Source organism: Mesonia hippocampi, assembly GCF_014197445.1.
GTDB classification, from domain to species: domain Bacteria; phylum Bacteroidota; class Bacteroidia; order Flavobacteriales; family Flavobacteriaceae; genus Mesonia; species Mesonia hippocampi.
In genome coordinates this window covers 72,288-84,492 of record NZ_JACIFO010000002.1, presented here as the reverse complement: position 1 = coordinate 84,492, position 12,205 = coordinate 72,288, and the positions used below count along the sequence as shown (strand labels likewise).

The following is a 12,205-nucleotide window of genomic DNA, read 5'->3' as shown; positions in this document are numbered from 1 at the left end:
CATAGCTGCTTAAGAAATTATGCTATTAAAATTGTTTGTTGATGTATACCCACCCTGTAAGTTTTTCTCCGTTTTTAGTGAAGATGGTATAGAAGTAAGTAGCATCGGGAAGTTGTTTACCGTTGTTGTCTTTCCCGTCCCATTGGTTGGTGTAGTTTCCATTAAAACTATAAACCTCTGTTCCGTAGCGATTAAAGATGTTGACTTTCTGAGCTTGGATTCCTCTTAAATCAAAATTATCATTAATACCATCGCCATTAGGCGAGATGCCTCGTTGCACAAAACAAGGTCTAATAACAACCTCTTGCGTATGTTTTTTGGCTGTAATACAAGCCTCAAGATCCTCTTCTACGGTATAGGTGATGCTGTAATTTCCTGGAGTAGAATTTTCTACATCTATCTCGCCAGTTATAGGGTCTATGATAATTCCATTTTTGGCAGAGAAAGCTCCTCCTGGGTAGAAGTATTGCTCTAATGTAGGCATTGCTTTTGTGCCATCAGGACAATAGCTATTGTTGTAATTAAAAACGATATTCGGTTGTATATTATCATTAACAAACACATTTATGGCGGTACGCTCGGAGTTACAGTTTTCATCAGAAATGGCTTCTACCCAATAGGTGGTATCTTGTGTAAGTGCTGGTGAATTAAATGTGTTTCCTGTCGCTATAGGCTGGCTATCTTCTAGGTTCTTATACCATTGTAGGGTTCCGATATCGGTAGTAGCGTATAGGGTTGCTTTGGCTCCGTTACAAACATCAATTACCGTGTTTTGAACGTTTAATTGAGGTACAGGGTTTACCGTGATGTTTACCTCTATTCTTTCAGAAGGGCATCCTGTAGGGCTTACGGCTTCTACCCAATAGGATGTAGATTCTGATAATTCGGAAGTTTGATAATTGTCACCTGTATGTAAGGGAGAATCTGCAGTAAGGCTGTCATACCAGTTTATAACGCCTCTTTCTTGATAGTGTTCTTGATCGATTATGGCAGAGATATGGGTGTTGTTTCCAGTGCAAATGGCTGTATTGCCAGAGAAACTTGTTGAAATATTAGTTAGGTTACAGTTTTGGTAGACTTTAACGGTTCCTGCGTTTTGTATTTCTTGAACTTGTGCTCCCGATATTCCTATACCTAAGATATTACCATCTGCAGATAAAGAGACAACTTGTCCAAATTGTCTTTTTTCTTTTTCGGAGCTTTGATGAATTGCCTGTCCTATTTGCTGCCAATTATTGTTGGTGTTTTGAAATACTTTTACACTCGATAAGTTAGCTGAAAAAACAGATTCTGATGTTCCAAAGGCGATAATATTACCATCGTCTGATATGCTAACCATATTTTTGGTGTTTTCATTATAGGATTTTCCTCCTTCTAATGTTTGTCCTACTTGTGCCCAATTTCCGTTAGTGTCTTTAAAAACCCTTATTGCTCCAGTCAAGTTGTTATTGCTGTCTCTGTGGTGCTGACTTCCAATAACTACCACTTCTCCGTTGTTAGAAAGGGCAACGCTAGAACCTGTTGAGCCCCCATGTCCATAGAAGTCTGTATATAACCCAGCGATGGTTTCTTGCTCTGTCCAGGTATTTGCTTGCAAGTTGTAAATTCTTACATAACCAGGATCGGGAGTTAAACCTCCTGCTGCGCATCCAGAACATCCTACAGCAAGGATACTTCCGTCTCCAGATAAATCTACAGAGGTTCCAAAATAATCTAAATCTTCATAGCCGTATAAGGTGTTTCCGAGTTGTGTCCAAGCGTTACTTTGATATTGGTATACTTTTACTGCTCCTGAGTTTTCGGCTACAGTATCGTCATAATCAATACCAACGGCCAATATGTTGCCGTTATCAGCGATTGCAATGTTTCTGGCTTCTCCCAAAATGTCTTCTCCTATCTGTTCCCACTGGGAGTTTTGATATTTAAAAACCCTAATGCGATCATTAAAAATAATATCACTTTCATCATTAGGGTTTATGTAATAGTACCCTCTCTCTACCATAGCAATGGTATTTCCGTCTGGGGTAAGTATTACATCGCTTCCGTTATTTGGAGGAGGAGTGCTGTGATTATTAGGAGGTGCTAGGAAATGCTCTGCTCCAAATATGGTTTGACCTAATTGTAGCCATGTTCCTGCATTGGTATTCCATCGATAAATTTTTACACGACTTTTTTCGTTACCTTCATAGCTTGAGCCTTTTTGTAAAGGTTCTCCTATGGCTAGTGTTGTTCCGTCTGCAGAGAGGTTAATGGCATAGCCTAGGTTTAGTTGTTCCTCATTGCCTACAAATGTGTCTCCTAATTGTGTCCATTGGGAGATTGCTATTAACGGTATTAGCAATCCTATTAAGGAAAGAGTCATTTTTGCTTTCATAAATTTCAGTCTTAAGTTAAATTATGGTTAAGCTAATCTAACAGAGGTTTTATGAAAAAGCTAAAAAGTACACTCATTACAGGTTCACTTTAGGTTCACTTTTTAGTTTAATTTACTGTATTTGAATGTTTTGAATTCCATTTGTTAAAAGTGCTCAATCCATTTATTTAGGTCTATATCTGAAGCTAGATTGAGTTTTTTTCGGATAAAATATCTTTTGTTTTGTACGGTTCGGTGTTGTATATATTTATATTGTGAAATTTCTTTGTTGGTTATTCCTAGTTTTACCATTGCTAATAATTCTATTTCTGAATTAGTAAGGTTGGCATTTTCTTTTAGTAGTTTTTTTGAAAAGTGAGGAAATTTTGTATCAAAGGCTAACAGGAATTTTTGGTCGTTATCTTTGAGTAAATCAATAAGTTCATTGTATTCTTTCGGGGTAAGAGGGTGTGTTATTGTTTTTTTTCTTTTATAGATAACTAGGGCTATTATTCCCAAACCCATTACAGCTAAAGCGCCCAAAATCCAATAATAATTATTTTTATTTCGACTTTTAGGGCTGCTGTTAATGTTGTTTTTGTCGTTTTGTATGATTTTACGTAAGGAGTTGTTTTGGCTTTGAGCAATGGTTAATGATAAATCTTTAAGTTTTAGCTCGTATTCTTTTTTTAGTTCTGTTTCATTTAATTCAGCATACGTTTTAATCAAGTTTTTGTATAGCTCTTTAATGTTCATAAAATATTTACCTTCTTTTATGGCTTCGGCTTTTTTATAATATTTTTCAGCGTTTGGGTAATCTTTTTTAGCGAGGTGTACATTACCAATAACAAGGTAATTGAGAAACATTAAGTTGTGATTATACTCATGGGGTTTACTGTACGTAATGGATTTTTCGGCGTAATATTTGGCAGAATCTAGGTTTACTTTAAGGTAAATACCGCCTAGGTTAGCATAATCCATAAATTGTGTGCCTCTTTTTTGCTCAGGATTAGTAAGTTTTCCATGTTCTTCGATAGCTTTATAGATGTATTGTATACCTTTAAATGGTTCGTTGTTTTGAGTATATGTATTTGTAAACGCGGTATATATATTGGCTCGCTCCATAATTGTTTTAGGAGTTTCAGGGGTTACTTTGTTTATAGTTTTTAAACCTATTGAAAGCTCTTTCAATGCTTTTTCATAGAGTCCGTTAAAAGTATAAACCTGTGCTAAATACTTATAAGCTTTGGCTTCGTATAATAAGTTGTTGTGGTATTGAGCTCTCTCTTTTAGAATTTGTGCAGCACTAATCATTTGTTCGAAATCTATTTTTTGCAGATAATCGTATTCATAGCGTTTAGATAGGATTTTGAGCTCGGTCTCTGCATCATTTGCGTTGATAGCTTCGGTTAGCAAGCTGTCTAATTGCTTATAGGCTTGTAGTGGAGTAGCTTGTTTGTTAGTGATCTTTTTTGTTAGATTTTCGAAAGCTGTAGTCTGTGAATTTAATGTGCTAAACCAGCTTATAAATAGAATAGGAATAAAATAAAGCTTTTTCATTTTTAATTAAAGCTTACTAAGCGTTTGTTAATAGTGAATATGCGGAGCAATTTACAAATATTTTTTAGAATCAATCTAAATAACTATTTAAGCTCTTCTTTGTAGAAAGATATAATTTAAGTAAGAAATTTTCAAATATTTATGTTTATAGGAAAAATATTGTTAGTGTTAGGGATGTTTTCTATAGTTATCAAGATATTTTATAATAAAAAAAACCGCCTTGGAAATTTCCAAGGCGGTTTCTAAAAAATGAACTTATTTACTACTAAGCTAGCTTTTTGTTGATGCAGATAAGTATTCGCGGTTAAGTCTAGCGATATTCTCTAATGAAATTCCTTTAGGACATTCAATTTCACAAGCTCCAGTATTACTACAGTTTCCAAATCCTTCTTCATCCATTTGTCTAACCATATTTAATACACGTTCTGTGGCTTCTACTTTACCTTGCGGTAGTAATGCATATTGAGATACTTTTGCCGAGGTGAAAAGCATTGCACTGGCGTTTTTACAAGCCGCAACACAAGCTCCACATCCTATACAAGTAGCTGCGTTGAAAGAATCATCGGCATCATGTTTATTTACAGGAATGCTATTGGCATCAATGGTGTTACCTGAAGTGTTTACAGAAACATATCCTCCTGCTTGTTGTATGCGGTCAAGTGCAGAGCGATCTACAATTAAATCTTTTATTACAGGAAATGCAGTAGCTCTAAAGGGCTCTATTACAATAGTGTCACCATCGTTAAACGTACGCATGTGTAACTGGCAAGTAGTTATCAGCTTATCTGGTCCGTGTGGTTCTCCATTAATTTGTAATGAGCATGTTCCGCAAATTCCTTCACGGCAGTCGTGATCGAATTCTACAGGCTCTTCTCCTTTGGCTACTAACTCTTCATTTAAAACGTCTAACATTTCAAGGAAAGACATATCGCCTTCGATTCCTTCGATGGGATAAGTTTCCATTTTTCCTTTTGCGTTAGCATTTTCTTGACGCCATATTTTTAATGTAAGTTTCATATTGTTTAGGTTTTGTATTGAGTATTGAGTGGTGAGTAAGCTAATATCTAACTCCTCAGTTGCAATACTGACGTCTATTTATAACTTCTGGTTTTTAATTCGATATTTTTAAAATCAAGTTCTTCCTTATGAAGTTTAGCTTCTTTAGGGTCTCCTGCATATTCCCATGCAGCAACATACTTAAAGTTTTCATCATCTCTTAAAGCTTCTCCTTCTTCGGTTTGGTATTCTTCTCTAAAGTGACCTCCACAAGATTCGTTTCTGTGTAGGGCATCTTTTGCAAAAAGTTCTCCTAATTCAAGGAAATCGGCTACACGTCCTGCTTTTTCAAGCTCAGCGTTTTTAGCGTTTTCTTTTCCTGTTACTTTTACATTTTTCCAGAAATCTTCACGTAATTCTCTAATTTCCGTTAGTGCTTCTTCAAGCCCTTTAGCATTTCTGGCCATACCACACTTGTTCCACATAATTTTACCAAGTTTTTTGTGGTAGTGGTCTACAGAGTGTTTACCTCCAGCATTCATTAATTTATGAATTCTGTCACGTACATCTTTTTCTGTTTTTTCAAATTCAGGTAAATCTGTCGATATTTTTCCTGTTCTAATATCATCAGAAAGATAATCGCCAATTGTATAAGGAAGTACAAAGTAACCATCGGCAAGCCCTTGCATTAAGGCAGAAGCCCCAAGGCGGTTAGCACCGTGATCAGAAAAATTAGCTTCTCCTGCGGCGTAGCATCCTGGAATGGTGGTTTGTAAGTTGTAATCTACCCAAAGTCCGCCCATGGTATAGTGTACCGCAGGGTAAATCATCATCGGAGTTTTGTATGGATTTTGATCTACAATTTTTTCGTACATCTGGAATAGGTTTCCATACTTAGCTTCAACAACTCCTTTTCCTAATTTTGTAATTTCTTCTTTACTAGGGTTTTTATGCCCTTGTGTAAATGCTTTTTCTTTACCGTAACGTTGGATAGCGCTAGAGAAATCTAGAAATACAGCTTCTCCTGTTTTGTTTACTCCAAAGCCAGCATCGCAACGTTCTTTTGCGGCTCTAGAGGCTACGTCACGAGGTACAAGGTTACCAAAGGCTGGGTACCTTCTTTCTAAGTAATAATCTCTGTCTTCCTCTTTTAAATCGGTAGGTTTAAGACGTCCTTCTCTAATAGCGATAGCGTCTTCTTTTTTCTTAGGTACCCAAATTCTTCCATCATTACGAAGCGACTCAGACATCAAGGTTAATTTAGACTGATGATCTCCCGATACAGGAATACAAGTTGGGTGAATTTGTGTATAACATGGGTTTGCAAAGTAAGCACCACGGCGGTGTGTACGCCAAGCAGCTGTTACGTTACTCCCCATTGCATTGGTAGACAGGAAAAAAACGTTTCCGTAACCTCCAGAGGCTACTACGACAGCGTGTGCCGAATGGCGTTCAATTTCTCCTGTTACCATGTTTCTTGCAATAATTCCACGAGCTTTACCATCAACCAATACTAAATCCATCATTTCATGACGGTTAAAAGATTGGATTTTACCACGGTTTATTTGGCGGTTCATGGCAGAGTATGCTCCTAGTAACAATTGTTGACCTGTTTGACCTTTTGCATAAAAAGTACGTGATACAAGAACTCCTCCAAAAGAGCGGTTATCTAAATATCCACCATATTCACGGGCAAAAGGAACACCTTGTGCAACACATTGGTCTATAATATTTCCAGATACTTCAGCTAAGCGGTACACGTTTGCTTCGCGCGAACGATAATCCCCTCCTTTAACTGTATCGTAGAAAAGACGGTAGTTAGAATCTCCGTCTCCTTGATAATTTTTTGCGGCATTTATACCTCCTTGGGCAGCAATAGAGTGTGCTCTACGAGGTGAATCTTGGTAGCAAAATGTTTTTACATTATAACCAAGTTCTGCTAGGGTAGCAGCAGCACTACCACCTGCTAATCCTGTTCCCACTATAATAATATCGATATTACGCTTGTTTGCAGGGTTAACCAGGTTGATATCATTTTTGTGTTTTGTCCACTTGTCTGCAAGTGGTCCTACTGGTATTTTTGAATCTAAAACTGACATAAATCTACGTATTACTAATGATTAAGATAGTGATAAACAGCTATGAAAATAAATCCTAAAGGAATTATAATGGCATAGGCTTGCGTGAAGCCTTTTAAAGCTTTTGAATATTTGTTATTCCATCCTATAGATTGGAATGATGAAGAAAAACCGTGTAATAGGTGAAGCATTAAGAAAATAAATGCTACTACATATATACCTGTTCTTACAGGGCTTTCAAATTTTGCTATTGTTTCTGCATAATATCTTGTAGCATCTTCTGGATGTGATTGGATGTATTTGTGTACCATTTCTGGAACCCAAAAATCATAAAAATGCAATCCTAAAAAAGCAAGAATTACAATTCCAGAATAAATCATGTTTCTAGACATCCAAGAAGCATTAGCTCCGCCATTGTACTTTACATAATTTACATTACGTGCTTTTTTGTTTTTGGCCTCTAAAATAAAGCCCATTGCAAAGTGAAAAATCACTCCGAAAATTAAAACAGGTTGTAAAAGCACCTGTACTAAAGGGTTTGTTCCCATAAAGTGCGACAACTCGTTGAAAGTGTCAGGGCTTGTTACAGAGGTTAGGTTAATGATAAAATGTTGTAATAAGAAAAAAACAAGGAAAAGGCCAGATAGTGCCATGGCAAACTTCCTCATGGTCGATGATTGTATAAATCCACCCATTGGTTCTGAAATTTTTTTTGAAATGTTTTACAAAAATACGCTTCATATTGGTTTTAACAAACTTTAAGCTTAGCATTATTCTTATTTAGAATTGGTATAAAGATTAAATCTTAAAATTTGTTAAATCTTAATGTGAATCTTGTTAAATAGCAGTGATGAGTATTGAAAATACAAAGGCTACTAAATGTTAAATAAAATTAACGGAGGTGCTTATTTCTGTCTTGAATCGAATTTGTACCTTTGAGGAAAATCAAAAGTTATTATGAGATATACACCTATCGATAAAAGTTTATTTGTAAAGAATAGAAAAAATTTCATAAAGGAGATGAAACCGAATAGCTTAGCGGTTTTTAATTCTAATGATGTTTATCCTATTGGGGCAGATAGTACAATCCCTTTTCAGCAAGATCGCAATCTTTATTATTTAAGCGGAGTAGATCAAGAAGAAAGTATTTTGGTGCTTTTTCCAGATGCTGTTAAACCTGAACATCGTGAAATTCTTTTCCTTAGAGAAACTAACGAGCATATTGCCGTTTGGGAAGGCGAAAAACTTACCAAAGAGAAAGCATTTGAGGTATCGGGAGTAAAAACGGTATATTGGTTGGATGATTTTCAGAAAATATTCTACGAACTTATGGCGCAAGCCGAAATGGTATATGTGAATACTAACGAGCATTACCGTGCCAATGTAGAAACCGAAACTAGAGAGGCTCGTTTTAATAAATGGCTAAAAGAATCTTACCCTGCTCATGCAGTTGCAAAAAGTAACCCTATTTTACAACGTTTACGCTCTGTAAAAGATTCTTTAGAGATAGAAACTATTCAACAGGCGTGTGCCATTACAGAAAAAGGATTTAAACGTGTACTTGGTTTTGTAAAACCAGGGGTTTGGGAGTTTGAGATTGAGGCTGAGTTTATGCATGAATTCTTAAGAAATCGCTCTAGAGGCTTTGCATATACGCCTATTGTTGCTTCGGGGCAAAATGCCAATGTATTGCATTATATAGAAAACAAAGCGCAGTGTAAAGAAGGAGAACTTATTCTATTAGATATAGGAGCAGAATATGCTAATTATGCAAGCGATATGTCGCGTACCATTCCTGTTTCAGGGAGATTTACAAAACGTCAAAAAGAAGTTTATAACAAAATTCTATCTATAAAAGATGAGGCTACTAAAATGCTTGTGCCAGGAACTTTATGGGCAGAATATCATAAAGAAGTAGGTAAGTTGGCTACTGCTGCATTTTTAGATTTGGGCTTACTAGATAAAGCAGACGTGCAAAATGAAAACCCAGATTGGCCGGCATATAAAAAATATTTTATGCACGGAACATCGCATCACATGGGCTTAGATACGCACGATTACGGATTGTTGCACGAGCCAATGCAAGCCAATATGGTGTTTACCGTAGAGCCTGGTGTGTATATTCCAGAAGAAGGTTTTGGGATACGCCTAGAGGACGATGTGGTTGTGCAAGAAAAAGGGGAGCCTTTTAATTTGATGAGAAATATCCCGATTTTAGCTGATGAAATTGAAGATTTGATGAACGCTTAGTAAAATACTAAAAATAAAATAAAAATGCCGCTTTGCTTTATTGCGGCATTTTTTAATGAAAATTATGGAAGTAAGCTATAATAATAGACCAGTACATTTTGAAATTTCTGGAGCAGGTAAGGCGGTTGTCTTGTTGCACGGGTTTTTAGAAAATTCTCAAATTTGGAATCCTACAGTTGCTACGTTAAATAAAAATTTTTTATGTATAAACATAGACTTGTTTGGACACGGAAAAACACTACAACAGGGCGATCAGCATAAAATGTCAGAAATGGCGAAAGCGGTAAATGCGGTGTTGGAAAAATTAAATGTAACAGAAGCAGCTTTTTTAGGGCATTCTATGGGTGGATATGTGGCTTTGGCTTTTGCAGAATTATTTCCTGAAAAAGTACATAGGCTTTTATTGTTAAACTCTACTGCTTATACCGATAGTGAAGCGCGTAAAAAAGTTAGAGAGCGAGCCATAAGGTTGGTAAAACAAAATAAAGAGGCTTTTGTAAGTATGGCAATTAAAAACCTATTTTCAGAAGTTAATAAAAATAAATTTTCGCAGCAGATAGAAGCAATGGTTTTGGAAGCTAAAAAACTTTCGGTAGAAGCTGTTGTGGCATCATTAAGAGGCTTGAAAGAGCGTGAAAATAGAGTGGATGTTTTAGCGGATTTTGCCAAGAAAACGTATTTGTTAGGTGGAGAAGAGGATCCGTTGATTTTGCGAAGCTCACAAGAACAATTGGCGGAAGAAACAGGAGTTCCGTTGGTGCTTTTTGAAGGTGGGCACATGTCTTATTTAGAGGCTCAAGAAGCCCTTTTAGCTAAAGTTCAATTTATTTTAAACAAGTAAAACTCCCCATATTGCTGAAGTAAACAAAAGGGGAGTTGCTAGAAGCTAAACCAAACGCTCTTCTAGCCTAAATACATAGTTGTTAAGCAGGTTTAAAGTGCTTATTTTGTCTTGAGTGTTTACCAGTAAAGAAATATTGTTATTGCTTCCGCCATAAGCAATCATACGTATATTAACATCGTTTAAAATTTTAAATAGTTGTGGGGTGTCTGGGTGGTGAATAATTTCATTTCCAACCAAGCAAATAATACTTTTTTCTTGTTCAATTTCTACGCTAGCAAATTTTTGCAACTCTTTTGTAATTTCTGCTAGATGTATCGGGTTGTCTATGGTTAGTGAAATTGCAATTTCCGAAGTGGTTATCATATCGATAGCGGTTTGGTATTTCTCGAAAATTTCAAACACTTTTTTTAAGAACCCATAAGCCAATAGCATGCGTTCAGATTTTATTTTGATAGCGGTAATGCCATCTTTTGCGGCAATTGCTTTAATTCCGTTAGTTGTAGTTTCGTGTGTTATTAATGTGCCGTTAGCTTGTGCATCTTGCGTGTTTTTTAATCGTACAGGAATTTTTAAGTCTTTTACAGGTAAAATGGTTTGTGGATGTAAAATTTTTGCACCAAAATACGCCAGTTCTGCCGCTTCGTTATACGACAGGTTGGCTAACGGATAGGTGTTGTTAATATACCTTGGGTCGTTGTTATGAAATCCGTCTATATCGGTCCAAATTTGTACTTCTTCTGCATAAAGTGCAGCTCCGATAAGCGTGGCAGAATAGTCGCTTCCGCCGCGGTCTAAATTGGCAACACCTCCTTGGTGATTTCTGCAAATAAACCCCTGTGTGATGTAAACTGTTTTTTGTGGACTTTCAGAAAGTAAACGCCTTAGGTTTTGCCTGATGTAAAACATATCGGGTTCATTGTTTTTATCGATGCGCATAAAATCTAACGCAGAAATAAGAGCGGTTTTTATGCCTTTTTCTTCTAAAAACTGATGAACAAGATAGGTGGAAAAACGTTCGCCTTGAGCTAAAATTTTAAACCGATTATCATTTATACTTTCTATGTAAAAAAGCAATTCTTTATATAAGGTTTCTGAAAACTTATTTAGGTTTTCTATTCTTTTTTTGTCGGTAAGGAGTGCAGCGGTAATTTGAAGCTGTTTTAAAAACAGAGCTTTTGCAATTTTTTGTGCCTCTTGCGGTTGTTGCTCTAAAATAGCTTGGCTTAATTTAACTAAGCTGTTGGTGCTTCCGCTCATGGCAGATAAAACAACAATTTTAGGGGTGTTGTTATTAACTATTTCATAGATGTGCTGTATGTTTTCTGGCGTACCTACCGAGGTGCCTCCAAACTTTAAAACCTTCATACTGTATATTTTTGGGCGAAAGTAATTTGTGCTTCTGTAGAAACATAAAAACTCAATATTTTTTACTATTTTTATGCAATGTGTTAAATATATAACAAATGAGAACGGTTACTCAGGGAGTGGAGCAGATTTTAAAGAATCAGCCTTTTTTAGTAGAAGCTTTACAGCGAAAAATTATAAATTATAGTGCGTTAGCAGAAGAGTTGCGGCCGCAGGTGTCAGATTTTGTACGTAAACCAATAAAATCGGCAGCCATTATGATGGCGTTGCGACGTTATAGATTTCCAGCAGGAATTGCAGAAAAAGGGGTGAGAGAACATTATTTTAAGCAGTTGGGAGATATTACGGTGCGGTCTAACATTCATTCGTTTACTTTTAAAAACACCAATTCTTTGTTAGGTAGCCATACGAAAATGTTAGGCTATTTTTCTGATAATCCGAATTTGTTTTATGCGTTTACACGTGGAATTTTAGAAAGTAATTTAATGATTTCGGGTGCTGCGGTAGAAGTTGTTAATCGTTTTTTTGGGAAACAAGAGTTGTTGAGTCATCATCAAGAGTTATCGGCAATAAGCTTACAACTTCCTTTAGGAAATTATAAAGCTGTGGGTTTATATTATCATTTGCTAAAACAGTTGGCTTGGCGAGATATAGCTTTATATGAAGTTATTTCTACGGCTAACGAATTTACGATTTTGGTAGAAGAAGCTTTGGTTGAGCAGGCTTTTTCGGTAATAAAAGGGTTGAAAGCTTAGCGGT

9 protein-coding genes are annotated in these 12,205 nt (G+C 36.2%); 3 read left to right on the top strand and 6 right to left on the bottom strand.

The features are described from left to right. Window positions 1-25 precede the first annotated feature (25 nt). The 5 genes from GGR32_RS02590 to GGR32_RS02570 all read right to left on the bottom strand — a co-directional run bounded on the left by GGR32_RS02590 (window position 26) and on the right by GGR32_RS02570 (window position 7,682). Window positions 26-2,374 (bottom strand): T9SS type B sorting domain-containing protein, encoded by a 2,349-nt coding sequence (locus tag GGR32_RS02590; protein WP_183476063.1) that lies wholly within the window; start codon window positions 2,372-2,374, stop codon window positions 26-28. Between the two features lie 144 nt (window positions 2,375-2,518). Next, window positions 2,519-3,913 carry a tetratricopeptide repeat protein gene (locus GGR32_RS02585; RefSeq protein ID WP_183476061.1) on the bottom strand — a complete coding sequence of 465 codons (1,395 nt, stop codon included), beginning with the start codon at window positions 3,911-3,913 and terminating at the stop codon, window positions 2,519-2,521. A 270-nt stretch (window positions 3,914-4,183) separates the two neighbouring features. Next, window positions 4,184-4,930, bottom strand: a complete 747-nt coding sequence (locus tag GGR32_RS02580; RefSeq protein ID WP_183476059.1) for a succinate dehydrogenase/fumarate reductase iron-sulfur subunit — start codon at window positions 4,928-4,930, stop codon at window positions 4,184-4,186. A gap of 74 nt (window positions 4,931-5,004) precedes the next feature. Then, window positions 5,005-7,008, bottom strand: coding sequence for a fumarate reductase/succinate dehydrogenase flavoprotein subunit (locus GGR32_RS02575; RefSeq protein ID WP_183476057.1), 2,004 nt, complete (start codon window positions 7,006-7,008; stop codon window positions 5,005-5,007). A gap of 14 nt (window positions 7,009-7,022) precedes the next feature. Continuing rightward, complete coding sequence (locus GGR32_RS02570) at window positions 7,023-7,682, bottom strand: succinate dehydrogenase cytochrome b subunit (RefSeq protein ID WP_183476055.1); 660 nt, start codon at window positions 7,680-7,682, stop codon at window positions 7,023-7,025. Window positions 7,683-7,944: 262 nt separating this feature from the next. On the opposite strand from GGR32_RS02570, the gene GGR32_RS02565 reads away from it, so the two are divergent. Together GGR32_RS02565 and GGR32_RS02560 are read left to right on the top strand one after the other, a co-directional pair. Continuing rightward, window positions 7,945-9,237 (top strand): aminopeptidase P family protein, encoded by a 1,293-nt coding sequence (locus GGR32_RS02565; RefSeq protein WP_183476053.1) that lies wholly within the window; start codon window positions 7,945-7,947, stop codon window positions 9,235-9,237. A gap of 64 nt (window positions 9,238-9,301) precedes the next feature. Then, window positions 9,302-10,078: an alpha/beta fold hydrolase gene (locus tag GGR32_RS02560; protein WP_183476051.1), complete on the top strand. Its 777-nt coding sequence runs from the start codon at window positions 9,302-9,304 to the stop codon at window positions 10,076-10,078. Window positions 10,079-10,123: 45 nt separating this feature from the next. Here the strand turns inward: GGR32_RS02560 and GGR32_RS02555 are convergent, their stop codons facing one another. Further along, window positions 10,124-11,446, bottom strand: a complete 1,323-nt coding sequence (locus tag GGR32_RS02555) for an aspartate kinase (RefSeq protein ID WP_183476049.1) — start codon at window positions 11,444-11,446, stop codon at window positions 10,124-10,126. Window positions 11,447-11,544: 98 nt separating this feature from the next. Between GGR32_RS02555 and GGR32_RS02550 the strand changes: the two genes are divergently transcribed. Next, window positions 11,545-12,201: a hypothetical protein gene (locus GGR32_RS02550; RefSeq protein ID WP_183476048.1), complete on the top strand. Its 657-nt coding sequence runs from the start codon at window positions 11,545-11,547 to the stop codon at window positions 12,199-12,201. The last annotated feature ends 4 nt before the right edge of the window (window positions 12,202-12,205 follow it).